Consider the following 23,993-nt stretch of genomic DNA (forward strand, 5'->3'; position numbering starts at 1 on the left):
CCCCCCCGCTGCTTTTTTTTTTTTTTTTTTTTTTTTTTTTTTTTTTTTTTTTTTTTTTTTTTTCGCCTATTCGAAGGACATGCAGGACGACAAGCCGCCGGTGTTCGAGGCGCACGACCTCCTGGCGCTGTCGATCGCGGCGATGACCGGCATGATCCAGAGCGCGACCTTCCGCACGGAGCGGATGCGCGCCGTGGCGGAAGCGGGCTTCTCGACCGCGACCGATCTGGCCGACTGGCTGGTGCGCGTCGGCGGCATCCCCTTCCGCGAGGCGCATCACATCACCGGCCGCGCGGTGAAGCGCGCCGAGGAGAAGGGCGTGATGCTGCACGAACTGAGCCTGGACGATCTGACCGGCATCGACGCGCGCATCAACGATAGCATCTATGATGTCCTGTCGGTCGATGCCTCTGTTGCCAGCCGGGTCAGCTTCGGCGGCACCGCGCCCGCCAATGTCCGCGCCGCCATCGCCACCGCGCGGGGGCTGCGGCCGTGAAGCGTGGCCTTGTCCTCCTGATCGCGCTCGGCCTGTCGGCGTGCGGTGCGGCCAACCGGCTGCAGCCGCCGAAGGGCGAGGCGCTACCCGTCGCGCCGCGCGGTGCGACCGCCACCCCGACGCCGAGGCAATTGCTGACGCCCACCCCCCAACAACGCCCGCAACGCTCCGACGAACTGATGACCCAGTCGCAGGAACGGCGTTCGGACGAATTTGATTTGCCCCCCCGCTGATGGACCATTTTCATTTCTCGAACGGCGAACTCCATGTGGAGGATGTGCCCGTGTCCCGGATCGCGGCGGAGGTCGGCACGCCGGTCTATATCTATTCCGCGTCCACCTTCCGCCGTCATGCGCAGGTGTTCCGCGAGGGGCTGGGCGCGCTGCCGCGTGTCCACCTGGCCTATGCGATCAAGGCGAACCCCAATATCGCGGTGCTGCGCGTGCTGGCGGACGAAGGGTACGGCGCCGACGTCGTCTCGGTCGGCGAGATGCGCCGCGCGCTGGCGGCGGGGATGAAGGCGGAGGACATCGTGTTCTCCGGCGTCGGCAAGACTCGTGCCGAGCTGGTCGCCGCGCTCGAGGCCGGGATCGGCCAGTTCAACCTGGAGCTGGAGGAAGAGGGCGCGGTCCTTGCCGAGCTGGCGCATGAACGTGGCCTGGTCGCACCCGCCACGCTGCGCGTGAACCCGGACGTCGATGCGGGCACCCACGCCAAGATCTCGACCGGTCGCAAGGAAAACAAGTTCGGCGTGCCGATCGACCAGGCGCTGGGCATGTTCGACCGTCTAGCCGGCCTGCCCGGCATCGACCTGGAGGGCGTCGCTTGCCATATCGGCAGCCAGCTGGGCGATCTGGCCCCGCTGGAGGCCGCCTACAGGCGCGTCGGCGAGCTGGTTGCCGAGCTGCGCGGGGCGGGCCATCGCATTAGCCGCGTCGATCTGGGCGGTGGCCTGGGCGTGCCGTACAAGCCAGGCGACGTGATGCCCGCGCCCGCCGCCTATGGCGAGATGGTGGCGCACGTGACGAAGGACTGGGACGTCGAACTGATGTTCGAGCCCGGCCGGGTCATCGCGGGCAATGCCGGGGTACTCGCCACCGAGGTCGTCTGGGTGAAGCCGGGTGTCGCCAACCCTTATGTCATCGTCGATGCGGCGATGAACGACCTGATGCGGCCCGCGCTGTATGACGCGCATCACGATTTCGTCGCGGTGAAGCCGACCGGCGAGACGATGATGGCGAATATCGCGGGGCCGGTGTGCGAGACGGGCGACACCTTCGCGATGAACCGCGAGATCGACGTGGTGAAGTCGGGCGACCTCGCCGTGTTCCGCACGGCGGGCGCGTACGGCGCGACCATGGCGTCGACCTATAACAGCCGTCCGCTGGTCCCCGAGGTGATGGTCGAGGGCGACCGCTTCGCCGTCGTCGCCGACCGCATCGCCGCCGAGACGATCATCGCCGCCGAGCGCGTGCCGGAGTGGCTGAAGAAGTGATGTCAGGTTCTGCGGCCTTCCTCCCCTGTGAGGGGAGGTGGCAGGCCGCAGGCCTGACGGAGGGGTGTCACCCGTCGCGAGGGAGTATTCCATCTCCAGCGGTGACACCCCTCCACCAGCTTCGCTGGTTCCCCTCCCCTTACAGGGGAGGAATAGTGACGTGAGCCTCGCCAGCCTGCCGCTGTTCGTCCGGCTGGGCGGTCGCCCGGTGATCCTGCTGGGCGAGGGCGAACCCGCCGAGGCTAAGCGTCGCCTGCTCGACCGGGCCGGGGCGCAGGTGGTGGGCGAGGAGGTGCCGGCCGCGCTCGCCATCGTCGCGATCGAGGATGAGGACGCCGCGCAAGCCGCCATCGCCCGGCTGAAGGCGCGCGGCGTGCTGGTCAACGCGGTCGACCGGCCGGCGGCGTGTGACTTCACCTTGCCCGCCATCGTCGAGCGTGGGCCGGTGATCGTCGCGATCGGCACCGGCGGCGTGTCGGCGGGGCTGGCGGCGGCATTGCGTCAGCGACTGGAGACGTTGCTTCCTGCCGGACTGGGGCGGCTGGCCGAGGGGCTGTATGCCGCGCGCGCCGGCTTGCGCGCGCGCTTTCCCGATTGCGCCGAGCGACGGCGGGCGATCGGCGCGGCGCTGTCCCCCGGCGGCGCGCTCGATCCGCTGGCGGGCGGGACCGATGTCGAGGGCTGGCTCGCCAGTGCCGATCGCCCGGCGGCGCGGGTCGAGGCGTTCGTGCTGACCTCCACCGATCCCGACGACCTGACGCTGCGCCAGGCGCGGGCGCTCGCCGCCGCCGACCGCGTCTATCACCGCGCCGACGTGCCCCCCGCCATTCTCGATCGCGCGCGCGCCGATGCGGTGCGCATCGCCACCGATGCGCCGTTCGCCGACGCCGGCGAGGGGCAGGTGGTCGACCTGTCGATGGCGGACCCCGCATGACCGGTTTCGCCTATCGCATCGACAAGGGCCAGGTCGAACCGATCGGGGTGCGTGAGGCCGTGTCGGTCGAGGCGCGGCTGGTCTGGGTGCATCTGGAGACCAACGATGCCGTGGCGCAGCGCTGGCTGCGCGACTCGGCGCATCTGCCCGACTATGTCGTCGACGCGCTGACCGCCACCGAGACCCGGCCACGCTGCGAGGCGGTGGGCGAGGGGGCGTTCCTCAACCTGCGCGGGCGCAGCAGCGAGCCGCTCGACGGGTCCGACATGCTCGCCTCGGTGCGGATATGGGCGGCCAAGGGCCGCATCTATTCGGTCACGCGCCGCCCGTTGCTGGCGGTCGACGTGGTCCGCAAGGAGGTGGAGGGCGACGTGATCGCCGATCCCGGCGACCTGATCACCGCCTTCGCTACCGCGATCACCAGCGATCTCGACCCCGACGTCGCGGGGCTGGGCGACAATCTGGACGATTGCGAGGAGCAGCTGGACGAACACCGCGTGTTCCAACTGCGCCGCACGGTCAGCCGGGTGCGCGTCGCCGCGATCGGTTATCGCCGCTTCCTCAATCCGCAGCGTGCGGCACTGGAAAAGCTGGCGGCGCTGCCCGGGGACTGGCTGGCCGATGACGACCGGCTGCATCTGTCCGCCGCCGCCGACCGCGCCGCACGCATGGCCGAGGAACTGGAGTCGATCCGCGAACGCGCCGCGCTGATCCACGAAACGCTGACCGACATGCGCGCCGAGCAGATCGACAATCGCGCGCTCCTGATCTCGATCGTGGCGATGGTGTTCCTGCCGCTGACCTTCATCACCGGGCTGTACGGCATGAACGTCAAGACGCTGCCCTATGCCGACGAGCCCTGGGCGTTCGACGCGATCCTGGGCGCCTGCGCGCTGATCGCGGCGGCGATCGTCATCTATTTCGTCCAGCGGCACTGGTTCCGGCGATAACGGATACGCCGCGCCGGCGCCGCGCCGGAGTTCAGTTCTTCGCGTTGGCGGCGTTCATCTTGCGCACGGTTTCCCACGCCTCGGCGATTTCGAGCATGTTGGCGGCCACCGTGCGGAACAGCTGCGCGTCCTGGCCCAGCGAGCCGTCGACGATCTGCTTGCGCGCGCCGGCATAGAGCTTGGCGAAGGTGATCGACATTTCGCCGCCATTGTCGAAGTCGAGCCCGGCTTCCAGCGCGAACAGAATGGCGGTGGCGCGCGTCACCCGCTCGCTCTTGCGGGCGAGCTGGCCATGTTCGGTCGCCCAGGCGGCGGAGCGCAATGCGGCGATCAGTTCCTCGTAGAGCAGCTGCACCAGCGCGGGGCCATCGGCCATCGCGGTGCGGCCGACCACGTCGATCTGGCGATAGACGGCGGCGGGATCGGTCAGGAAGGCGGAGGCGTAGCTCATCTCAGTTGCTCTTCGTCCACATCTTGACCTGTTGATCCATGAAGTTCTGCACCGATTTATAGGCCGAGACGCGGCTGTTCATCGCCGAGAAGCGCGCCGTCATCGCTTCGCTGGCCCGGTTGCGATTGTCCGACAGGCGGCTCTGCTGGTCGGACACGTCCTTTTGCGCCTGGTTCAGATTGCTGGCCGACGCGGTCAGACCGTACACGCTGCTGGTCGCCGACAGCTGGACGCTGTTCATCCGCGCCGACAGGCCGATCAGATTGTCGCCACTGGGCTGGAACATCTTTTCGACCGAGTCGGGAAAGTCGGACAGCGTCTTGGTCAACCGCACCTGATCGATACTGAGCGTTCCGTCCTTTTCGGTGCGCACGCCCAGATCGGCCAGCGTCTTGGGCCCCAGATCGAGATCGTCGCCCGGCACCAGCTTGGTGGTGGTCAGCGTGCGCATCGACTGGGCCAGCGAACGCGCCGCCGGATCGCTGCGCAATTCGCCCGTCATCGGGTCGATCGCCTTGTTCAGCGCGGTCATGTTGTCGTTATAGGTGGCGACGAAATTCGCGACGACGGTGCTGAGTGCGGAACTGGGCGCCGAGCCGGTCAGCGACAGCGGCTTGGTCGATACGGCGGACAGCGTCATGGTCACGCCGGGCACCAGATCGTTGACCGTATTGCTCGCGCGTTCGACCGTGACGCCGTCCATCGTGATGCTGGCATTGGCCGCATTGGTCGAGGTGGCGGTGCCGGTCGCGCCGTTGCCGACGTTCAGCCGCGCCAGCCCCGGCGTATCGCCCTCCGACGCGGTGATGGTGAAGCCGTTATCCTTGCCGCTGGCGCCGGTGAAGGACAGGAAGGCATCGCCATTGGCATCGGTGACGACCGACGCCTTGATCCCGGTATTGGCCGCGTTGATCTTGGCGGCGAGCCGTTCGGGCGTGGAATCCTCTTCGGTGAAGGACACCGATACGGCATCCTTGGTCCCGACTTGGATCGACAGGCTGCCCGTGCCCAGCGAGGCGGTCTTGGAAAAGGACGTCTTGGTCGAGGAGACCTGCGCGCTCGCCAGCGCGTTGATGGTGATCGACTTGGACATGCCCGCCAGCTTGGCCCCCGCCGCCGTCGTCACGCTCATGGTCGCGGGGTCGGAACTGGTCGCCTGGGTGGCGAGCGTCCCCCCTTGCGCCAGCGAGGCGAGCGCGGAGGCGAAATCGGTGATCGCGCTCTTGATCGACGACACGGTCGAGATCTGCGCGGTCAGCGTGTCCGCCCTGGCCTGCAGCGCGGCGGTCTTGGTCGCGAACTGCGCTTCGATCAGCGAGGGGACGAGGGTGGACAGATCCACGCCCGAACCCGCCTGCAACGAGTTGAACAGCGACTGGGCGGCGGTCTTGGTCGCGTTCTGCGTCGCGCTGCCCGGTTTCGACGACGACGCGGTGCTGCTGGTCGATGTCGGCGTCGGTGACGATGTGCTCGAGGAAATGGTGGTCATCGACGATACTCCGGCGCGCGCTCGAACGTCATAACGGCCGCGCGGCGGCGGACTTTAGCGCCCGGGGCAAATTAGCGCCCGGGGCAAAGAAGCGTGCCGTCATGGCTGCGCGACGCCGTTTTCGTCGAAGCGCGCGGTCGTCGGCACCTCGACCGGCGGCTGCGCCGTGCCGCCCGCACCTGCATTGAGGCCGAAGACGAAGGCGAGGACGACGGCGATCGCCTGATACAGGTCGGCGCGCACCTCCTGGCCTTCGCGGCTGGTGTAATAGAGCGCACGGGCGAGCTGCGGATATTCCAGGATCGGTGTCGCGAACTCGCCGGCCAGCTCGCGAATGGCCAGCGCGGTGGCGCCGCGACCCTTGGCGACGACCACCGGCACCTCGTCCTTGCCGCGATCATAGCGTAGCGCGACCGCGAAATGGGTCGGGTTGGTCAGGATGACATGCGCCTCCTGCACCGCCGCGCGCACCGCGCGGTGCGACATCTCGCGCTGCTTGGCGCGGATATGCGCCTTGGCCTCGGGATTGCCTTCGCTTTCCTTATGCTCGTCCTTGACCTCCTGCTTGGTCATCTTGAGCTTGGACATCAGCTGGAAGATCTGGATCGGCACGTCGAACCCGGCGATCAGCACCAGGCCGAAGCCCATGACGAGCAGGATGGTGATGAAGGTGCCGCCCAGCGCCCCGATCGCGCCGTTCAGATCCGATTGCGCCAGCCCCAGCGTGGCGTGCGACGAGGTCCACAGCATATAGCCGCCGATCGCGCCGAGCAGCACGACCTTCAGCAGCGACTTGCCGAGTTCGGTCCAGCCCTGCATCCCGAAGATGCGTTTCAGTCCCGAGGCGGGGTTCAGCTTGGACGGCTTGGGCGCCATCGCCTTGGGATTGAACTGAAGCGAGCCGAGGCCCGCCTGCGACGCGATGGTGGCGACGATGGTGACCGCAAACAGCGAGGCGAGCGAGGGGAGCAGTTTCCACCCCGCCTCCATGAGCGGGCGGAACGGCTCGAAATCCTCGACATCGGCACGCCCGAACTGGAAGCTCGTCGTCATCACCGCCTTGCACGCGCCGATCAGCGCGGGGCCCGCGAACATCAGCCAGGCGATACCCGCCATCATCACCAGCGCCGCCGCCAGATCCTTGCTGCGCAGGATCTGCCCGTCCTCGCGCGCCTTGTCGCGGCGCTTTTGGGTTGGGGCTTCTGTTTTCTCGCCGCCCTCCGACATCAGCCCATCACCAGGGTTTCGGTGGCGGACAGCGCCTCGCGGATGATGACGAGCATATAGTCGCCCATGGCGGGGAAGGCGACGGCGATGGCGATGACGCCGACGCCGAGCGCGGCGGGAAGGCCCACCGAGAACAGGTTGAGCGCGGGCGCGGCGCGACTCATCATGCCGACGACCAGGTTCAGGCAGAGCAGCAGGAAGCCGACCGGCAACGCCAGCAGCAGACCGGCGAGAAAGGCGTAGCCGCCGAACAGCGCGATCGCGCGGAACTGCGCCGGCGCCATCCAGGCTTGCCCCGGCGGCAGCGCGTCGTAGCTTTTGACGATCATGTCGACGAGGACGAGGTGTCCGTCGACCGACAGGAACAACAGCGTCAGCATGACCGTCAAGAACTGGCCCAGCGCCTGGGTCGAGCGGCCGTTGAGCGGATCGATCGTGGCCGCGAAGTTGATCCCCATCGACCCGCCGATCAGCTCGCTGGCGACGAGCGGCGCGGTGAAGGCGACCTGCAGGATCAGCCCGAGCGCGAGCCCGACGATCGCCTCGGCCGCGACCGACATGATGGTGGGCAGCGAGAAGATGACGGGCGGCGGCACGACCGGATGGACCGAATTGACCAGAAAGGCGATGGCGCCGGCCAGGCTGATCCGCACGGGCAGGGGGATCGACACCGCGCCAAACACCGGCGCGGTGATGAACGCCGCCCCGATCCTGATCATGATGAACAGGATCGCCCAGGCCTGCGGCTCGATCGAGAGGCCGAAGCCGAGCATGCTATTGAGCCCGGACCTTCACTTGACCAGATCCGGGATGCGTTCGAACATGCTGACGGTGAAGTCGCCCAGCAGCCCCATGATCATGCTGCCGAAGATCAGGATCGAGACGGCGACGACGATCAGCTTGGGCACGAATGACAGGGTCTGTTCGTTGATCGAGGTCGCGGCCTGGATCATGCCGATCACCAGACCGGAGACCAGCACGGGCAGCAGGATCGGCGCGGCGGCGAGCGCCAGCACCCACATGGTCTGGTTGGCCAGCGTCAGGAAATATTGGGCGTCCATGATGCGGTCTTTGGTCCCATCTGGGTGAGGTTTTCCCGTGGCCTTCGACTTCGGCGCAAAGCGCCGAAGTTTATCCTGAGCGGCTGGCTTGCCAGCCAGCCGAAGGGCTCAGGCCGAACGGATTATGCCGTGAGAATGGTTAACGAAGACCTGCTTCCCCCGCCGCTGGGGCTGCTCAGGCTTGCAATGGGCCTCTCCCTACAGCCGTTCAGGCTGAGCGAAGTCGAAGCCCATAGGCATTACGTCGCGAAACTGTTCGCCAGGCTGCCCATGGTCAGCGCCCAGCCGTCGACCAGCACGAACAGCAGCAGCTTGAACGGCAGCGATATGATTGAGGGCGACAGCATCATCATGCCCAGCGCCATCAGCACGGTGGCGACCACCAGATCGATGACGATGAAGGGCAGGAAGATCAGGAAGCCGATCTGGAACGCGGTCTTCAGCTCCGAGGTGACGAAGGCGGGCAGCAGCACCGAATAGGGAATGTCGTTGGGGCTGGCGTAGGGGCCGGACTTGGCCATCTGCGCGAACATCGTCACGTCCTTCACCCGCGTCTGCTTGGCCATGAAGGCGTGGAGCGGCGCGCCGGCGGCCTTGATCATCTCGGTGCCCGGCAGGCGACCCTCGGCATAGGGCTGGATCGCGTTCGCGTTCATCTGGCTGATCGTCGGCGACATGATGAAGAAGGACAGGAACATCGCCAGCCCGATCAGCACCTGGTTGGGCGGCGTTTGCTGCAGGCCCAGCGCCTGGCGCAGGATGGCGAGCACGATGACGATCCGGGTGAAGCTGGTCATCATCAGGATGATACCCGGCAGGATCGTCAGCAGGCCCATGATGATCAGGACCTGGAGCGACAGGCTCAGCGAGCCGGTGCTGCCATTGCCGCCGCCGCCCAGCTGGCCGATCGCGCGGTCGACCGCGTCGCCGACACCGGGGGCCGGCGCGGCCGCCGGGGCGGCGGGCACGGCTTGGGCGAAGGCGGGCATCGCGATGACGAGGGCGAGCAGCAGCGCGAGGAGGATCCACAGCGGCTTCAGGCTACGCTTGGGCGCGACGTCCTGGCGCGGGCGGATCAGCGCGGGGCCGGTGCCCCGGCGGGTCACGGAAATGCTCACAACTCACCCTGGGGCGGCTTGGGCGCGAAGCGCGACACGAAATCGGTGCGGCGTGGGGGCACCGGCGGAACCGGTGCGGCGGGGAAGGGCGCGCCGGCCTTGCCCTCGACCTTGTCGACCAGTTGGACGCCGCCGCGCCCGACCGAGACGAGCAGGTTGCGCCCCTCGAACTCGATGACCGCCAGGCGCAGGCCGGGCGAGATCATCATCGTCTCGCGCAGATGGATCAGCTTGGTCGCGGGGCGACCCGGCATCCGGCTCTCCAGCCGCCGCCACAGATACAGGCACCCGATCATCAGGCCGCACACCAGCGGCAGCAGGATGACCAGCTTCAGGACATAGGACCAGAGCATCGGGATATCAGCCGCGCTTGTCGGGATTGACCAGCTCGGTCATGCGCACGCCGAAGCGGTCGCCGACCGTCACCACCTCGCCACGCCCGATCAGCGTGCCGTTGACCAGCACGTCGAGCAGTTCGTTGGCCTGGCGATCGAGTTCGATGACGCTCGATTCGGACAGCGCCAGCAATTCGCGCAGCGACAGCTGGGTCGAGCCGATCTCGACGGTCAGCTTGACGTCGACGTCCTGGAGCAGCCGGAAATTGGCCGCGACCGAGGTGTCGACCGGAAATCCGCCGGCCATGTCGTTCATTCTGCGTGTCCTTCGTGGAAAGTCTGCGCCAGGCCTTCGGCCGAGCGGGCAAGCGAGGTGAGCTGGACGGCGGCGCGGCCATTGGCGGTGCCGACCGTACCCATGCCGAGCAGATCGCCGCCCACCATTACCGGCACTTCCGGCCCGAAGCTGATCGGGATCACGTCACCGATCTTCAGCTCCATCAGGCGGTTGAGCGAGACGACCGGTTCGGCCAGCACCGAGCGGACGGGGAAACGCACCGTCATCACCGCGCGGGTCAGGTCGCCGCGCCAGGTAGGATCGGCCTCGGCCTGCTTGTCGACGACCTTGCCGGTCAGCGCCGAGCCGTGCGGCTTCAGCGCGGCGACCGGATAGAGGATGTCGAGCATGGTCGGCCGGCGATCCTGCCCGGCGATGCCGAAGCGGGTGACGATCATCGCGTCCTCGCCGTCCATCCGGGCGAGCATCGCGGGTGAGCTTTCGGGCGCGCCGGGGTGAAACTCGATCCGGGCCAGCGATTCCCAGGCCTGGCGCATCGGGGCGGCCATCATGTCGCCCAGGCGGGTGATCATGGCATCGACGGCGGGCGAGAATTCGGTGGGCAGCGTATCGGGCGCGCGGCCGGCCCCGCCGAAGAACAGGTCGATCAGCGACAGCATGAAGCCGCCCTCGACCACGCACAGCGCCTGCGCGTCCGCCTGGATCGCCGGGCCGCCGACCGACGTCATCGTCATCGGCAGCCACGCGCTCAGGCCATCGCCGCGCTCGGCCCGGTAATCGGCGAAGCGCTGGACCACCAGCGGCTCGGCCCAGCAGCGCAGTTCCTCACGAAGAAGCGATTCGAACAGCCCCCGAAACGACCGCGCGAGACGCGCGGACAGATGCTGCATCGTGTGCAGGTCGCCGAACGGATTGAGCTTGGTCGTCCCCAGCACGCCGTGATCGGCGGCCTGGGGGCGATGACGCTCGCGTTCGTCCATCTGTGCGGTGGCGTTAACCATGCCTCACTGAACAACGAAATTGGTAAAGTAGACGTTAGCGATACCCCCGAATCCTTCCTTTTGACGCAGAATCTCGTTGATCGAATTCACCAGCTTGCGTTGCAGGTCGCGCTTGCCCTCGCTGCTGAACACCTGTTCCTCATTGGCATCGCCCAGCGTCATCAGGATCGCCGAGCGCACCGCCAGGTCGTTGGTCTTCAGGTTGCTGATGACCGTGTCGTCATAGGGGGTGGAGATGGCCAGGCCGACCTGGATGACGTGCACCGAGTCGCGCAGGTTCGAGGTGAAGTCCTTGGGCATCTCGTAATAGTTGGAGGCATAGCGTTCGCCGCCATCGCCGACCGGCGTCGGCATGCCCACATGCTCCTTGGCCTCGCCGCCCTCTGCGCCGTGTTCGCCGCCCTCGCCGCCGCCGCCATGCTCGCCTTCGCCACCGCCTTCACCGGCGCGCTTCTGTTCGGACTTGGGCACCAGCTTGGGGCCGGGGTGGCTGGCATCGGCCGCCGCTTCGGCATCATGGCCGCCGCCGATCAGGCCGGAACTGGCGGCATAGAGGCCGGCGCCGACGCCCCCGCCCAGCAGGACGAGCACGCCCACCACCATCACCAGGATCTTGCCTAGCTTGCCCTTCTTCTTCGGGGCCTTTTCGTCCTTTTCGTCGCTCATGTCTCAATCCTCACGCGATTCGGGTGGTAGTGGCGGCGGTCGGCGAATCGCCGGCCTCGCCGCTGGGGCCCGCGCCCGCAAAGGCGGGGCGGGCGGGAATGACGGGGTCGGGCTGTCGCTGTGGCGACTGACGCTCGCCATGGCCGGACTGGCCCAGATCGACCGCCGTCTGGCCCAGCTTCATGCCCTTGTCCTCGGCCAGCTGTGCCAGCGTCGGCTGGGCATCGGCGAGCAGGGTCGCTGTCTGAGCCTGTTCGGCGGTGAAGTGGATATGCGTCACGCCATCCTCGCGCCGGATCGCGACGGCGATGCCGCCCAGCGCATCGGGCGACAGCTGGATGCGCGAATCGGCGGTGGCGGCATCCTCGCGCATCCGGTCGATTCGATCGATCATCGCCTGCGGCCAATGATGCTGGGTCATGTCGAGGGGGGGCTGGTCGGCGCTGCCGGGTGCGGCGACGGGCGCCAGCGACTCGGTACGGCCCAACGCGGCGGGATCGAGTGTCGCGGGGCCGGTGGCCTTCGCGCGCTCCCGCACGGGATCGACCTCGTCCGGCCGCCCGGCGCGCATCAGGCCGGCGAACACCCGCATCGCCGGCGCGGCCTGCCCCGGCTGGATGGCTGGCGCGGGTACGGTGACGGGAAGCGGGGTCGTGGCCGGCGTCGCGGCAACGCTGAACCGGCCCGGCAGATCGCCGCGCCTCGGAACCCTCTGCACGGGCTGGTCGGGCGACAGGGACTGGTCCGGCACGATGGCCGGAACCGGGGGCCCTTGTATGGCCGCCCTCGCAGGGTTTCCGCCGGCCAATGTCGGCGCGACATCCGCCGTCCCGGCGCTCCCCCTTGGATCAGAGGTGACGCGTGGATGGGGGATGGTCACATCCTGCCGGGCGGCCTTGTCCGACGTGGAATTGCCGATGCCTTCGAGCGTTCGGGGCACCTCGACGGCGGCGGCCAGGTGTTGATTGGCCGGCGGTGGCGTCGACGGGATCGCTGGATCGACCGGTGTCGGGTCGACGGGCTCCATGCCGGCCGGCAGCGCCATGCTGGGGCGTGTGCCAGCAGGCTGCGATAGCGGGGCGGCCGGGCGGGGAGAGACGGTCGCTTCGCTCTGCACGACCGGCATGGTCGCGTTACCCGTGTCTGGCAGCGGCAGTGGGAGCGGCGCAAGCGATGCGCCCGGGTGTGTGGGCGTGGTGTCCAGCGGCGTGGCGGCTGGCATAGTGAGGCGTGGCGTGACGGCAGTCCCGGTGGCGCCGACGTCCGCCTGCGGCGGGCTTGCAGTCGCAGGTGTGGCCATGGGCTTGCCGGCCGATGTGCCGCGGATATGCGGCCCGTCCTCGCTCATCGGCGGCAGGTCGGGCATCGCGGCGAGCAGGCTGGCGATCGGCGCCGGCGAGTCGGTGCCGGCGCGCAGCGTCGCGGTCGCCTCGGGGGGCGGGTTCATCAGGGGCGGCATCGACGGCAAGGCGATGATGTCGCTCGGCAAGTCCTTGCCGTCGTCCTCTGCCGTGCTGCCGTCCTTCGACGCCTCGCCATCGCCCTTCGTCTTGGCGTCGCCCGGCGCGGGGGCCGCCTCGCCGGCCATGCCGGGCATCAGCGCGAAAAGCATCGCGAACGCGGATGTCATCGCATCGCCACCGCCGGCCGCCGCCGGCGATCCGGGGAAACCAGCGCCGCCGGGCGCGATCATCGAGGAGAGCGAGGAGATCATGACAGGTCTGTCAGCAAGGATCGTGCCGATTACGGCGACCGCCGCTGGCCGGCATATCCTCCAGCGCGCGCATCTCGGCGCGGATCGCGGCGACGCGCGCGCGGTCGATCAGCTTCTCGACGGCGGTCTGGTCACGCTTGGCGGCCTTGGTCTGCTCGCCGGCATGGGCGGCGCGCTGTTCGGCGACTTCCACGCGCCGCGTGGCGGCATCGGCCGATTCGATCAGCCGGTGGCGGAAATGCGCACTCGCCATCAGCGACGCGGCCGAGGCTGAGGGCGTCGGGGTGGGCGATACCGCCTGGATCAGCTGGCCGATGCGGTGCGACAATTGCTGCTCGGTCGCGACGCGCTCCTGTGCGCGCGCTTCCTCCGCCATCGTCAAGTTGAGTTGCAGGGTGCGGACCCGGTGGAGCCGGGTCAGCATCTTGTCGTGTCGCGATGCCATGAATGTCCCCCTGAAACGCTATCAGCCGGCGGGCTGGCCGAAGACGCCGACCAGTTCCTCGACCGCATGGTCGAGCGGTACGACCTCGTCGGCATCCTGCCGGATATATTCCATCACCGCCGGGTGGCAGGCGATGGCGGCATCGATCGCGGGATCGGCGCCCGAGCGATAGGCGCCCATCAGCACCAGATCACGATTTTCCTCATAGGTCGCCAGATGCCGGCGCAGCGTGCGCGCGGCCTGGGCGTGCGGACGGCCGACGATGTCGGTCATCACGCGGCTGACCGAGGGACCGATGTCGATCGCCGGATAGACGCCGCGCTCGGCGAGGTGGCGGTTGAGCACGATATGACCGTCCAGGATCGAGCGGGCGGAGTCGACGACCGGGTCGTTGCCGTCGTCGCCGTCCGCCAGCACGGTGTAGATGGCGGTGATCGATCCGGTGCCGTGCGCATCGGCGCCCGCCCGCTCGATCAGATTGGGCAGCATCGCGATGGCCGAGGGCGGATAGCCGCGCGCCGAGGCGGGTTCGCCCAGCGCCAGGCCGATCTCGCGGCCCGCATGCGCCACGCGGGTCAGCGAATCCATGATCAGCAGCACCTTCTTGCCCTCGGCGCGAAACGCCTCGGCAATGGCGGTGGCGCGCAGGGCGCCGCGAATACGCAACACCGGCGAGTGGTTGGCCGGCACCGCGACCACCACCGAGCGCGCGCGCGCCTCGCCGGCGACCTTGGTTTCCAGAAAGTCGGCGACCTCGCGGCTGCGCTCGCCGATCAGGCCGATGACGATGACATCGGCCTTGGCGGCGCGGACCATCATGCCCAGCAGTACCGACTTGCCGACGCCCGAGCCCGCCATGATGCCGACGCGCTGGCCCTGGCCGATGGTCAGCAGGCCGTTGATCGCGCGGACGCCGACGTCGAGCGGCTCCAGAACGCGGCCACGGTCCAGCGGCGACTGCATCTTGCCCGCCAGCGGCCAGCGGCCCGCACCGCGAATGGGGCCGAGACCGTCGATCGGCTTGCCCGACCCGTCGACCACGCGGCCGAGCATCGCCGCGCCCACTTCCGCCTCGCCCGGAGGGCCGAGCGGGCGCACCGGCGCGCGCGGGAGCAGGGGGGCGGGGCCGCCCAGATTCATCATCAGCGTGCGGCCGTTGCGGAACCCGATCACCTCGGCCTCGACGCGCTCCTCCGCCTTGTCGCCGATCGCGCAGACGGTGCCGACCGGCAGCGAGAGGCCGACCGCTTCCATCAGCAACCCGTCATAGGAGGCGAGCCGCCCGGCGACGCTGGCGCGCGGGGCGAAATCCGCCTGGGCCAGCGTTTCCAGATAGTCGGCGGTGAAACGGTTCAGCATTGCGGAACGGGAACCTTGTCGATCGCGGCGGCCAGCTGGTCCAGCCACATGGTCGGGCCGTCCTCGACGATGGTCGAGGCGCTTTCGAGGACGAAGCTGCCCCGCTCCAGCGCGGCGTCGCCGACGGGGAAGATGCTCTGCGGCAGGCGACCTTCGAGCAGTGCGACATCGTCCGGGTGGACGCGCAGCAGGGCGGCTTCCTGCGCATCGGCCATCAGGTCGATCGCCGCCTCGATCCGGCCAGCCAGCCGGGCGCCGTCGACACCGATCTCACCGACCAGCTTGCCGACGAGCGCGAGCACGGTCTGGCGCAGCTGCTCGGCCATCGCCTGGCGGTCGACGCGCGAGGACATCGCCTGGGCGATCGAGTCGATCAGCTGTCCGTCGCGCGCCTCGGCCTCGGCGCGCGCCTGGAATTGCTGTGCGGCGACCGCCAGCCCCTCGGCATAGCCTTCCGCATGGCCGGCGGCGTGCGCGGCGCCGATGGGATCGTGCATCGCCTCGGCCGGCGAATCCTGGCACGCGCCGAACGGGTCCCAGCCCTCGGTCGGGTCATGGTCGCGATTGGCGGGATGGAAATGGCGCGGCTGGCCGTTCGGCTGCGGCTCGGCGGCCGATGCGGTCGCCCCCATCGGCGCGCGGGCGCGAAACGACACCGGACCGGCATCGCCGCCCAGACCGACACCCGGCACGCCCGAGGCGGCAAAGCCACCCGGTGGCATGAACGCGCGTTGCAGCGCGGCCGCCGCGTCGTGGCGCGCGGAGAAACCAGCGACGAAATCAGACATAATCGTCCTCGCCTCCGCCCATCATGATCGTGCCGTCCTTAGCCAGGTTGCGCGCGACGGTGATCATCGCCTTCTGCGCCTCCAGCACCTCGGACAGCTTCATCGGGCCGCGCGACTCGATCTCGTCGCGGATACCGGCCGCCGCACGCGCCGACATGCAGCCCAGGAAGCGTTCGCGCGCCGCCTCGTCCGCGCCCTTGAGCGCGCGGGTGAGGATCTCGCCATCGACGTTGCGGATGAGCGTGCCCAGATTCTTGTCGTCCATGTCGAGCAGGTTCTCGAAGATGAACAGCGCCTCCTCGATCTGTTTGGCGACGTCGCGGTCGATCTTGAACAGCTTGGGCATGACCCGCTGTTCGGTCGCCTTGCGCGCGCTCGACAGGATCTTGGCCGCTTCGCGCGAACCGCCCAGCGCCACGCCCTGACCGCTGCTGCCGCCTTCGCTCCAGCGGGTCAGCACCGCGTTCAGCGTCTCGATCGCCTGCGGGGTCACCGGACCCAGCCGCGCGACGCGGTGGAGGATGTCGGGCTGCATGACATCGGGCAGCAGCTCCAGCACCTTGCCGGCGACCACGGGGTCGCAATTGGCGATCAGGACCGCGCCGATCTGCGGATGTTCCTTCTCGACGATCTTGGCGATGTCGGTCGGGTCGAGCCAGCCGAGCATCTCGATCTCGCACTGGGCCTTGGCCGGCACGATGCGCGACAGCACGCTGCCGGCGCGTTCGGGGCCGAGCGCGCGGTTCATCAGGCTTTCGACCATCGGCTTGGGCTGGAACGCGATCGAGGCGCGGGCACGGGCACAGCCGACGAAATCGTCGAGCACGAAGCCGACATCCTGCTCGCTGACATCGGCGATCGAATACATCGCCTTGCCCAGTTCGCGGACCTCATCGGGCTCCAGCTTCTGGAGGATGGCCGAGGCCTCCTCCTCGCCGACCAGCATCATCAGCACGGCGGCGCGCTCGACCCCCGAATAGACGCGGCCCCCTTCGGACGCGGTGACGGTCACGACTGCGCCTCCGAGCGGATCATGTCACGGATGGCGAGCGCGGCGCGCGCCGGGTTGTCGCGGGTGAAACCGCGCACCTTGACGATGCGGTCGTCGAAATTGTTCGTCTCCTCGATCTCGTCGAGCGTGACGGCGGGCTGAACCGCGATCTGTTCAGGGACCGGCTGGCCATCGGCGGTGACGCGCGGGGCGCCTTCCTCGTCGGCGGCGGCACCATCGGCGGCGCCCATGGGCAGCGCCTTGGTCTCGGCCTCGTCCTTCTTCTTCGTCATCGCCTTGACCAGCGGGCGGACGCCCAGCAGCAGGACGAGGAGCGCGATGAGGATCGCGGTGGCGTTGCGCGCCACGATGGGCAGCCAGCTATTGTCGTACCAGGCGCGGCTGTCGTCGATATTGGCGTCGGCGAACTTGCGGCTGATGACGGTGACATTGTCGTTGCGCTGCTGATCGAAGCCGACCGCCGACTTCACCAAGTCGGAAATCTGCGTGATCTCCATCTGGCTACGTTTGCCGGTGGCGGGATCGCGCAGCAGGACGGCGACGGTCAGCCGCTTGATCGAACCTGGGGCAGCGCGGGTGACCGAGACCTGCTTGTTCAGGTCATAGGCGCGCTGGAAGCTGTCGGACTGCTTTTCGGGGTTCAGGCCCGGGCCCCCGGCGACCGGCTTGCCATCGGCGGGCGGCGCACCGTTCGTGCCGTTCGCGCCCTGTGGCTGTTGCAGCGTGCTGGCGGGCGGCGGCGTGTTGGACAGCGCGCCGGGGATGCCGCCGGGGGTGGTCGGGTCCTTCTGGTTGCCGGTCCAGTTGCCGGTTTCGGCGCGCAGCGCGCCGTCCTTGTCATAGCGTTCGCTGGTCGCGCTGGTCTCGTCGAGATTGACGTCGGCCTGCACCTCGGCGGTGAAGTTGCCCGCACCGACCAGTGGGGTCAGCAGCTGGATCAGCTGGGTGCGGTATTTCTCCTCCAGGCGACGCTGGAAATCGATGCGGCGATCGTCGCCGCTCGCGCCCTCGGCCCCCTTCTTGGAGAGAAGACCGCCCATCTGGTCGACCACGGTCACGTCCTCGGGTTTCATGCCCGGCACCGACGAGGCGACGAGATTGACGATCGACTGGACCTGCGATTCCGACAGCGAGCGCCCGGCATTGAGCTTCAGCACTACCGAGGCGGAGGGTGACGCCTTGTCGCGGATGAAGGGCGAGGCGTCGGGCGTGGCGAGGTGCACGCGCGCCTCGGCCACCGCGTCGATCTCCTCGATCGAGCGCGCCAGTTCGCTTTCGCGCGCCTGGCGAAGGCGTTCGCCCTCGACCGCGCGGCTGACGCCCATCGGCAACTGGTCGAGGATCGCATAGCCGCCGGGCGCCTGTTTCGGCAGGCCCTGGCCCGCCAGCAGCATCCGCGCCTTGGAGTAATCCTCCTCGTTCACGGTCAGCGCGCCGGTGCCGTCGTTGATCCTGCTCTTGATGTTCGCGGCCGACAGCGCGGTCGTGACCGCCTGCTTGTCCGCGTCCGAGAGATTTTCGAACAGCGTCTTTTGCGGCGGGCTGGACAGCGCCATCCAGGCGAGCGCGGCGGCGGCGATCAGGCCGATCAGCAGCGCCATCGGCGCCGAGCGGCGCACCGCCGGCTGCGCCATCACCGATTTGATCTGGCGCAGCGGGTTGGCGAATTTTTCCGGCAGCGGCGGCAGGGCCGGCGGCGTGTTGGATGCGGGGGTGAGGGCTGTGCTCATCTTACACCGGCATGCTCATGATGTCCTTGTAGGCGGACAGGAGTTTGTTGCGGACTTGCAGCGTCGCCTCGAACCCGACCGAGGCCTGCTGGCGGGCCATCATCACCTTGGCGATGTCGACGGTTTCGCCGCGTTCGTAGGATTCGGACAGGCGGGCGGCCTGTTGCTGGCCCTCGTTCACGCCCTTCAGCGCGGACTCGAGCGTATCGGCAAAGCTGGTCGGGGGTGCGACCGGCTGGGACTGGGCGGCCTGTGCCGCTTGGTTGGCACCGGCCTGGCTTGCCGCCTTGAGCGCCTGATTGCGTTCCAGGATCTGGGCGCGCAGCGCCATCACCCGGTCGACGCTCATCGCGCCGCCGACACCGCCGACGCTCATGCCATCATGGCCCGGCTAGAGGGGCGGATGATCTCTTCGCCCTGCTCGCGCGCCTTGGCGAGGCGATAGCGCAGCGTGCGCTCGGAAATGCCCAGGCGCTTGGCGGTCTCCAAACGATTGCCGCCGCACGCCGCCAGCATCTCGCGGATCGCGGCGAACTCGCTCATCTGCACGACCTTGCCCAGCGTGGCTTCCGCGGTCGTCACGGTCAGCGGGGTCTCGTCGGTGTCGTTGGCGACCATCGGGCGGTCGAACACGATATGCTCGGGCTCGATCGTCGCGCCGCCGGCGAACAAGAGCGCGCGCTGGATCACGTTTTCCAGCTCGCGGACATTGCCGGGCCAGTTGTGCATCGCCAGCTTCTCGATCGCCTCGACGCTGGGCCAGGGCATGACGGTGCGGCTGGCGGCGTGGCGCAGGATCATCGTCGCGGCGAGCGCGGGGATGTCCATGCGACGCTCGTTCAGCGACTTGGTGGTCAGCGGGAAGACCGACAGGCGGTAGTACAAGTCGGCGCGGAACCGGCCGGCGGCGACTTCGGCCTGCAGGTCGCGGTTGGCGCAGGCGATGACGCGGACATCGACCGACTGCGGCAGCGACGCGCCGAGTGGGATCACCTCGCGCTCCTGAAGGACGCGCAGCAGCTTGGCCTGAAGCTGGAGCGGCATCTCGGCGATTTCGTCGAGGAGCAGCGTGCCGCCATCGGCCGCGCGGAAGAAACCTTCGCCCGCCTGCGCCGCACCGGTGAACGCACCCTTCTGGTGACCGAAGAGCAGCGCCTCGAGCATTGATTCCGGCAAAGCGGCGCAGTTGATCGCGACGAACGGCTTGCCCGCGCGCGGCGACTGGGCGTGGATGGCGCGGGCCACCACTTCCTTGCCGGTGCCGGTGGGGCCGTTGATCAGGACGGTGATGTCGGCCTGCGCCACCCGCTCGGCCAAGGTGAAGAGCGCCAGGCTTTCCGGGTCGGCGGCGGTCGGCATCTCCGCCCCGGCGACGAGCGCGCGGACGAAGCTGTTGCCCACACCCGCCTCGCTGGCCGGATAGGTGACGATCGCGGGGCGGCCGCCCTGCGCCGGGGTCAGCGACGGGACCGGACCGTCATTGACGATGACGGTGCGTGCCGGATGCGCGATCGCATCGCCCTCGGTCACCAGGGCGGTGTCGCCCGGCAGGAAAGCGGCACCGGGTTCGGCAATCGCGAGACCCTGCGCACGCAGCGCGGAGATCAGCGCGTATTTCTGCTTAACCAGCGCAGCGGAGGGGTGAATCGACGACATCGGGCTTCAGTCCTTTCGTGACTCGCTAATGCCGTCTCCTTGGTAAAGCCGTGGTTAATCCTGCCAGCTTGCCGGCAAGTTTTTTCCGGGCGCGACGCGCGCTCGCCGCGGGCCCGTATGTGTGCGGGCGACGCACGGCCGCGCGCGCGACCGTTCCGGCAATACCGGCAAGCGCTCCGGCAAAAATTTGCATGAGGCCGGCTAAAACCTGCCGGAAAGCGGCCGTTACTCCACTCGGCGGCTCGGTGGTCCAGAGGGGACACAGACGGATCGCCGAGCAGATTTGGAGACTTGAAATGACCGTTATTGCCAGCAATGTCAGTGCTTTGCGTGCTACCTCGGCTTCGACCCAGGCGCAGAACGCGCTCAGCGTGTCGATGCAGCGTCTGTCGACCGGCAACCGCATCAACTCGGCAAAGGACGATGCCGCCGGCCTGGCGATTAGCAACTCGATGACCGCCCAGATCAAGGGCATGGCGCAGGGCATCCGCAACTCGAACGACGGCATTTCGATGGCGCAGACCGCGGAAGGCGCGCTGAACGAAGTCAGCAACATGCTCCAGCGTATGCGTGAGCTGAAGGTCCAGTCGGAAAACGGCACCTATTCGACGGACGACAAGGCGAACATCACCAACGAGCAGACCTCGCTCGCCGCGCAGATCAAATCGGTCGTTCAGAACACCAAGTTCAACGGCAAGACTCTGTTCGACGCGACGGCCGCAAGCGCGGCGGTGAAGATCCAGACTGGCGCCACGACCAACGACTCGGTCAACATCAACCTGCGTGACCTGACCGCGACCTATGCGGCCGGCACGGGTGGCGCGGCCGATACCGGCTCGCAGCTGAGCGCCGTTGTCGACTTCGACGCCGCAGCGACCACTCCGCTCAAGTCGGACACGCTGGCAAACTATGACAACGCCATCGCCGACGTGTCGAAGATTCGGGCCGGCCTGGGCGCTGTGCAGAACCGACTCCAGTCGGCCGTCAACAGCGCGACCTCAAACATGACCAATCTGACCGAAGCGAAGAGCCGCATCGCGGACACCGACTTCTCGGAAGAAACCACCGCGCTCGCCAAGGCGCAGATCCTGAGCCAGGCGTCGACCGCGATGCTGAGCCAGGCCAACCAGTCGCAGCAGGGCGTGCTGAAGCTCCTCGGCTAATCGCCCTGGGCGAATGCCGACCGCGGTTATCCCCTCGGTCGCGGAAGGTGGACCCCCCGGTGCTCTTTGATAGGGCGCCGGGGGGCTCCGCCCGAAAAAATGTGCCCATTCGACTCTTTTCTCTAAAGTCCGGTTCCAGGCGGTCGTTACCCGTCATGGCAGCTCGACCTTCGCCTTGGGGGCGGCGGAGAGCTCCGGCTTTGGAGAACGACCATGACGGTTATCGCCAGTAATATTTCGGCGTTACGCGCATCGAGCGCCAACGGCGCCGCTTCGGAAGCGCTGAACGTATCGATGCAGCGCCTGTCCACCGGCAAGCGAATCAACTCCGCGAAGGACGACGCCGCCGGCCTCGCCATCGCCGCCTCGATGACCTCGCAGGTGCGCGGCATGAACCAGGCGATCCGCAATTCCAACGACGGCATCTCGATGGCGCAGACCGCCGAAGGCGCGCTGGACGAGGTGAGCAACATGCTCCAGCGGATGCGCGAACTGGCGGTGCAGAAGGCCAACGGCATCTATTCCACCAACGACAAGCTGAACATCACCGCCGAGCAGAACGCGCTGGCGTCGCAGGTGTCGAACATCCTGTTCAACACCCAGTTCAACGGTCAGAAGCTGCTCGACGGCTCGGCCGGTACGGCGGGCGTGGTGAAGATCCAGGCTGGCGCGAACACCAGCGACGCGATCGAGATGACCTTCAGCGACATGACCACCGACACCGCCATCAACGGCGCGCTCACCGTCGTCGATCCGGCCACCGGTCCCAGCACCATCGCCACCGGTGCGACGCTGGAGAGCTTCGACGCCGCCATCGGCAAGGTCGCCAATATCCGCGCGGGCCTTGGCGCCACGCAGAACCGGCTCCAGTCGGCGGTCAACAACCTGACCTCGAACGTCACCAACCTGACCGACGCGCGCAGCCGTATCGAGGACACCGATTTCTCGGCGGAAACCACCGCGCTCGCCAAGGCCCAGATTCTGAGCCAGGCCTCGACCGCGATGTTGAGCCAGGCCAACCAGTCGCAACAGGGCGTGCTCAAGCTGCTCGGTCAGTAACACCCGGTTCCTGAGCGCCCCGGCACCGCGCCCCCACTCGGGTGGCGGGGCCGACCGGCCACGAGTCTCTCGAGAGCCGGTTCGCAGGACAAACCCCGGCGGCAGTCATGCCGCCGGGGTTTACTCGCGTTTGGAAAAGCCGCGTATCAATCCGCCCGCAACACGATCGCCGGCGATGTCCGCCCCGCCCGCCATGCGGGGTACAGGCTGGCGGCGATGGCGCCGGCCATCACACTGAGGGCGATGACCGCCAGCTCGCCGCCCGAAATGCCGATCGGCAACGACAGGAACACGTCCCATTCCGCCCGCCGCGCCGGTGACAGATGGCGCAGTCCCGCGACGATCGCCATGCGCTGGGTGAGCAGCGCCGCCGCGAGCGTCAGGCCGATGCCCGCGCCGATCAGCGCGATGATGCTCCCGACGGTGGCGAAGATACGCATGATGCTGCCGGCCGACACGCCTATGGTGCGCAGGATCGCGATCTCGCGCCGCTTGGCTCGTGCGAGCAGGGTCATCGAAGACAGGATGTTGAACAGCGCGACCAGCGTGACCAGCCCGACCGCGATCGTCATCCCGATCTTTTCGGTGACGAGCGCGGCCAGCAAGGCGCGATTGGCCTGTTGCCAGCTGGTGATCGGATAGCCCGAGCCCAGTCGCCGCCGGATGTCGGCCGTCACCGCCGCTTCCCGATCCGCGCCGGTCAGCACCACCGCGACCCGGCGGGTCACGACCGAATCATCTTTCAGGATGGGCAGCGAATCGAGCGGGGCGAACAGCGTCACTTGGTCGCTGCCCTTGTCGTCGTCGGCATAGAAAGCCGCGACGCGCGCCGGGGTTAGATCGAGCGACACGTCATTGTCCGTGCCGACGCGGACGCGACCGATCGCGATCCGGTCGCCGGGGAACAGCCCCAGCTGCATCGCGGCATTTTGGCCGATCGCCACCGCGTTTGTCGGATCGGGACTGTGCGCCAGCGCCGAACGCATGGTCGGCACGAGTCTATAGAGTGTCCCGGGATCGCGGCCCTGGAGCATGACGGGCGTGATCCGGCCATCGATCGACAGCCCGGCGGTGATCTCGCGAATCGGTTCGGCTCGCACGACGCCGGGGATTTTCGCGATCGCGGCGGCGACCTGCGCCTCGGTCAGCCTGGCGCCTGCGGGTACGGTGACGCTGAGATGCCCGTCGACCGGCGCGACGCTCTCGGCCAGCTTGGTCTGCGCGCCGTTCATGACCGCGATGACGAGGACGAGCGCGGCGACGCCGATCATGACGCCGGAGCAGCCGATACCCGCGACCAGCAGGACCAGCCGCCCACCCGCGCCCGGCCAAAGATAGCGGGCGATCAGACGGCGTTCATGGCGTGCGAGCATCGGCGCCCCCGTTCATCGGGGACGCGCTTAGTATAAGGGGAGCCTGTCGGGAAAGGTCGACCATCCCTCCCCGGCACAGGGGAGTGTTTACTTTGGACTCTGCAATCGCTTTCTGGCGAGGAAGATGTCGAGGGTAACTTCAAGCATGTGCTGGGTCTTGGATGCGCGCTTGG

Annotated in this window: 26 protein-coding genes and 1 pseudogene; 8 read left to right on the top strand and 19 right to left on the bottom strand. The window is 68.0% G+C overall.

The genetic code is table 11. The annotated features are described in order from the left end of the window. The 5 genes and pseudogenes from ACQKJZ_RS09215 to ACQKJZ_RS09235 all read left to right on the top strand — a co-directional run. Positions 1–496 (top strand): annotated as a pseudogene (locus ACQKJZ_RS09215) (hypothetical protein); the annotation flags it as partial. Then, the gene (locus tag ACQKJZ_RS09220; protein ID WP_427730869.1) at positions 493–729 is read left to right on the top strand and encodes a hypothetical protein; all 237 of its coding nucleotides are present in this window, start codon (positions 493–495) and stop codon (positions 727–729) included. The pseudogene ACQKJZ_RS09215 and the gene ACQKJZ_RS09220, both read left to right, overlap by 4 nt. After that, positions 729–1,991: a diaminopimelate decarboxylase gene (gene lysA / locus ACQKJZ_RS09225; protein WP_427730871.1), complete on the top strand. Its 1,263-nt coding sequence runs from the start codon at positions 729–731 to the stop codon at positions 1,989–1,991. The genes ACQKJZ_RS09220 and lysA overlap by 1 nt, the downstream gene beginning before the upstream one ends. Before the next feature lie 160 nt (positions 1,992–2,151). After that, on the top strand, positions 2,152–2,925 hold the full coding sequence (locus tag ACQKJZ_RS09230) for a precorrin-2 dehydrogenase/sirohydrochlorin ferrochelatase family protein (RefSeq protein WP_427730873.1): 774 nt from the start codon (positions 2,152–2,154) through the stop codon (positions 2,923–2,925). After that, positions 2,922–3,875, top strand: coding sequence for a zinc transporter ZntB (locus ACQKJZ_RS09235; RefSeq protein WP_312490642.1), 954 nt, complete (start codon positions 2,922–2,924; stop codon positions 3,873–3,875). Before ACQKJZ_RS09230 ends, ACQKJZ_RS09235 begins: the two co-directional genes overlap by 4 nt. Positions 3,876–3,906: 31 nt before the next feature. Here the strand turns inward: ACQKJZ_RS09235 and ACQKJZ_RS09240 are convergent, their stop codons facing one another. Then, positions 3,907–4,326, bottom strand: coding sequence for a flagellar protein FliS (locus ACQKJZ_RS09240; RefSeq protein ID WP_312490643.1), 420 nt, complete (start codon positions 4,324–4,326; stop codon positions 3,907–3,909). A gap of 1 nt (position 4,327) precedes the next feature. After that, on the bottom strand, positions 4,328–5,668 hold the full coding sequence (fliD, locus tag ACQKJZ_RS09245; protein ID WP_427730875.1) for a flagellar filament capping protein FliD: 1,341 nt from the start codon (positions 5,666–5,668) through the stop codon (positions 4,328–4,330). Here fliD and ACQKJZ_RS09250 point away from each other — a divergent pair. Beyond that, positions 5,655–5,849, top strand: coding sequence for a hypothetical protein (locus ACQKJZ_RS09250; protein ID WP_427730877.1), 195 nt, complete (start codon positions 5,655–5,657; stop codon positions 5,847–5,849). The genes fliD and ACQKJZ_RS09250 overlap by 14 nt on opposite strands. A 65-nt stretch (positions 5,850–5,914) precedes the next feature. On the opposite strand, the gene ACQKJZ_RS09255 is transcribed toward ACQKJZ_RS09250, so the two are convergent. The 16 genes from ACQKJZ_RS09255 to ACQKJZ_RS09330 all read right to left on the bottom strand — a co-directional run bounded on the left by ACQKJZ_RS09255 (position 5,915) and on the right by ACQKJZ_RS09330 (position 20,225). Further along, positions 5,915–7,042 (bottom strand): EscU/YscU/HrcU family type III secretion system export apparatus switch protein, encoded by a 1,128-nt coding sequence (locus ACQKJZ_RS09255; RefSeq protein ID WP_312490647.1) that lies wholly within the window; start codon positions 7,040–7,042, stop codon positions 5,915–5,917. Continuing rightward, a complete protein-coding gene (fliR, locus tag ACQKJZ_RS09260; protein WP_427730879.1) occupies positions 7,042–7,815 on the bottom strand; it encodes a flagellar biosynthetic protein FliR in 774 nt (257 codons plus the stop codon). The genes ACQKJZ_RS09255 and fliR overlap by 1 nt, the downstream gene beginning before the upstream one ends. Positions 7,816–7,833: 18 nt before the next feature. Next, entirely contained in the window at positions 7,834–8,103 is a 270-nt protein-coding gene (fliQ, locus tag ACQKJZ_RS09265; protein WP_312490649.1) for a flagellar biosynthesis protein FliQ, read from the bottom strand. Positions 8,104–8,342: 239 nt separating this feature from the next. Beyond that, positions 8,343–9,221, bottom strand: coding sequence for a flagellar type III secretion system pore protein FliP (fliP, locus tag ACQKJZ_RS09270; protein WP_427730881.1), 879 nt, complete (start codon positions 9,219–9,221; stop codon positions 8,343–8,345). Beyond that, positions 9,218–9,574, bottom strand: a complete 357-nt coding sequence (locus ACQKJZ_RS09275) for a flagellar biosynthetic protein FliO (RefSeq protein WP_427730882.1) — start codon at positions 9,572–9,574, stop codon at positions 9,218–9,220. The genes fliP and ACQKJZ_RS09275 overlap by 4 nt, the downstream gene beginning before the upstream one ends. A gap of 7 nt (positions 9,575–9,581) precedes the next feature. Then, positions 9,582–9,872: a flagellar motor switch protein FliN gene (gene fliN / locus ACQKJZ_RS09280; RefSeq protein WP_007406148.1), complete on the bottom strand. Its 291-nt coding sequence runs from the start codon at positions 9,870–9,872 to the stop codon at positions 9,582–9,584. Further along, positions 9,869–10,855 (bottom strand): flagellar motor switch protein FliM, encoded by a 987-nt coding sequence (locus ACQKJZ_RS09285; protein ID WP_427730883.1) that lies wholly within the window; start codon positions 10,853–10,855, stop codon positions 9,869–9,871. The genes fliN and ACQKJZ_RS09285 overlap by 4 nt, the downstream gene beginning before the upstream one ends. A gap of 3 nt (positions 10,856–10,858) precedes the next feature. Beyond that, the gene (locus ACQKJZ_RS09290; RefSeq protein WP_427730884.1) at positions 10,859–11,521 is read right to left on the bottom strand and encodes a flagellar basal body-associated FliL family protein; all 663 of its coding nucleotides are present in this window, start codon (positions 11,519–11,521) and stop codon (positions 10,859–10,861) included. A 10-nt stretch (positions 11,522–11,531) separates the two neighbouring features. Next, entirely contained in the window at positions 11,532–13,235 is a 1,704-nt protein-coding gene (locus ACQKJZ_RS09295) for a flagellar hook-length control protein FliK (protein ID WP_427730886.1), read from the bottom strand. 10 nt (positions 13,236–13,245) lie between these two features. After that, positions 13,246–13,680 (bottom strand): hypothetical protein, encoded by a 435-nt coding sequence (locus ACQKJZ_RS09300; protein WP_183949706.1) that lies wholly within the window; start codon positions 13,678–13,680, stop codon positions 13,246–13,248. Positions 13,681–13,701: 21 nt separating this feature from the next. Beyond that, positions 13,702–15,039 (bottom strand): FliI/YscN family ATPase, encoded by a 1,338-nt coding sequence (locus tag ACQKJZ_RS09305; RefSeq protein ID WP_427730888.1) that lies wholly within the window; start codon positions 15,037–15,039, stop codon positions 13,702–13,704. Next, positions 15,033–15,827 carry a FliH/SctL family protein gene (locus tag ACQKJZ_RS09310; protein WP_427730890.1) on the bottom strand — a complete coding sequence of 265 codons (795 nt, stop codon included), beginning with the start codon at positions 15,825–15,827 and terminating at the stop codon, positions 15,033–15,035. Before ACQKJZ_RS09310 ends, ACQKJZ_RS09305 begins: the two co-directional genes overlap by 7 nt. Then, entirely contained in the window at positions 15,820–16,839 is a 1,020-nt protein-coding gene (gene fliG, locus ACQKJZ_RS09315; protein ID WP_312489419.1) for a flagellar motor switch protein FliG, read from the bottom strand. The genes ACQKJZ_RS09310 and fliG overlap by 8 nt, the downstream gene beginning before the upstream one ends. Then, entirely contained in the window at positions 16,836–18,569 is a 1,734-nt protein-coding gene (gene fliF / locus ACQKJZ_RS09320; RefSeq protein ID WP_427730892.1) for a flagellar basal-body MS-ring/collar protein FliF, read from the bottom strand. The genes fliG and fliF overlap by 4 nt, the downstream gene beginning before the upstream one ends. A gap of 1 nt (position 18,570) precedes the next feature. Further along, positions 18,571–18,945: a flagellar hook-basal body complex protein FliE gene (gene fliE / locus ACQKJZ_RS09325; RefSeq protein WP_183949716.1), complete on the bottom strand. Its 375-nt coding sequence runs from the start codon at positions 18,943–18,945 to the stop codon at positions 18,571–18,573. Then, entirely contained in the window at positions 18,942–20,225 is a 1,284-nt protein-coding gene (locus ACQKJZ_RS09330) for a sigma-54 interaction domain-containing protein (RefSeq protein ID WP_312489417.1), read from the bottom strand. Before ACQKJZ_RS09330 ends, fliE begins: the two co-directional genes overlap by 4 nt. A 296-nt stretch (positions 20,226–20,521) precedes the next feature. Here ACQKJZ_RS09330 and ACQKJZ_RS09335 point away from each other — a divergent pair, with 296 nt between their 5' ends. Continuing rightward, a complete protein-coding gene (locus ACQKJZ_RS09335) occupies positions 20,522–21,388 on the top strand; it encodes a flagellin (protein ID WP_427730894.1) in 867 nt (288 codons plus the stop codon). A gap of 213 nt (positions 21,389–21,601) precedes the next feature. Next, positions 21,602–22,447 (top strand): flagellin, encoded by an 846-nt coding sequence (locus tag ACQKJZ_RS09340; RefSeq protein ID WP_312489415.1) that lies wholly within the window; start codon positions 21,602–21,604, stop codon positions 22,445–22,447. A 146-nt stretch (positions 22,448–22,593) separates the two neighbouring features. On the opposite strand, the gene ACQKJZ_RS09345 is transcribed toward ACQKJZ_RS09340, so the two are convergent. Beyond that, a complete protein-coding gene (locus ACQKJZ_RS09345; protein ID WP_427730896.1) occupies positions 22,594–23,820 on the bottom strand; it encodes an ABC transporter permease in 1,227 nt (408 codons plus the stop codon). Positions 23,821–23,993 lie beyond the last annotated feature (173 nt).

The sequence above is a fragment of the Sphingomonas sp. NPDC019816 genome (assembly GCF_050274375.1).
In the GTDB taxonomy this organism is placed as follows: Bacteria; Pseudomonadota; Alphaproteobacteria; order Sphingomonadales; family Sphingomonadaceae; genus Sphingomonas.

Coding starts and splice junctions, on each gene's coding strand:
- lysA (WP_427730871.1), top strand. CDS start 729: ATGGACCATTTTCATTTCTCGAACGGCGAACTCCATGTGGAGGATGTG.
- ACQKJZ_RS09235 (WP_312490642.1), top strand. CDS start 2,922: ATGACCGGTTTCGCCTATCGCATCGACAAGGGCCAGGTCGAACCGATC.
- ACQKJZ_RS09240 (WP_312490643.1), bottom strand. CDS start 4,326: ATGAGCTACGCCTCCGCCTTCCTGACCGATCCCGCCGCCGTCTATCGC.
- ACQKJZ_RS09255 (WP_312490647.1), bottom strand. CDS start 7,042: ATGTCGGAGGGCGGCGAGAAAACAGAAGCCCCAACCCAAAAGCGCCGC.
- fliR (WP_427730879.1), bottom strand. CDS start 7,815: ATGCTCGGCTTCGGCCTCTCGATCGAGCCGCAGGCCTGGGCGATCCTG.
- fliQ (WP_312490649.1), bottom strand. CDS start 8,103: ATGGACGCCCAATATTTCCTGACGCTGGCCAACCAGACCATGTGGGTG.
- ACQKJZ_RS09275 (WP_427730882.1), bottom strand. CDS start 9,574: ATGCTCTGGTCCTATGTCCTGAAGCTGGTCATCCTGCTGCCGCTGGTG.
- fliN (WP_007406148.1), bottom strand. CDS start 9,872: ATGAACGACATGGCCGGCGGATTTCCGGTCGACACCTCGGTCGCGGCC.
- ACQKJZ_RS09285 (WP_427730883.1), bottom strand. CDS start 10,855: ATGGTTAACGCCACCGCACAGATGGACGAACGCGAGCGTCATCGCCCC.
- ACQKJZ_RS09290 (WP_427730884.1), bottom strand. CDS start 11,521: ATGAGCGACGAAAAGGACGAAAAGGCCCCGAAGAAGAAGGGCAAGCTA.
- ACQKJZ_RS09295 (WP_427730886.1), bottom strand. CDS start 13,235: ATGATCTCCTCGCTCTCCTCGATGATCGCGCCCGGCGGCGCTGGTTTC.
- ACQKJZ_RS09300 (WP_183949706.1), bottom strand. CDS start 13,680: ATGGCATCGCGACACGACAAGATGCTGACCCGGCTCCACCGGGTCCGC.
- ACQKJZ_RS09305 (WP_427730888.1), bottom strand. CDS start 15,039: ATGCTGAACCGTTTCACCGCCGACTATCTGGAAACGCTGGCCCAGGCG.
- ACQKJZ_RS09310 (WP_427730890.1), bottom strand. CDS start 15,827: ATGTCTGATTTCGTCGCTGGTTTCTCCGCGCGCCACGACGCGGCGGCC.
- fliF (WP_427730892.1), bottom strand. CDS start 18,569: ATGAGCACAGCCCTCACCCCCGCATCCAACACGCCGCCGGCCCTGCCG.
- fliE (WP_183949716.1), bottom strand. CDS start 18,945: ATGAGCGTCGGCGGTGTCGGCGGCGCGATGAGCGTCGACCGGGTGATG.
- ACQKJZ_RS09330 (WP_312489417.1), bottom strand. CDS start 20,225: ATGTCGTCGATTCACCCCTCCGCTGCGCTGGTTAAGCAGAAATACGCG.
- ACQKJZ_RS09335 (WP_427730894.1), top strand. CDS start 20,522: ATGACCGTTATTGCCAGCAATGTCAGTGCTTTGCGTGCTACCTCGGCT.
- ACQKJZ_RS09340 (WP_312489415.1), top strand. CDS start 21,602: ATGACGGTTATCGCCAGTAATATTTCGGCGTTACGCGCATCGAGCGCC.
- ACQKJZ_RS09345 (WP_427730896.1), bottom strand. CDS start 23,820: ATGCTCGCACGCCATGAACGCCGTCTGATCGCCCGCTATCTTTGGCCG.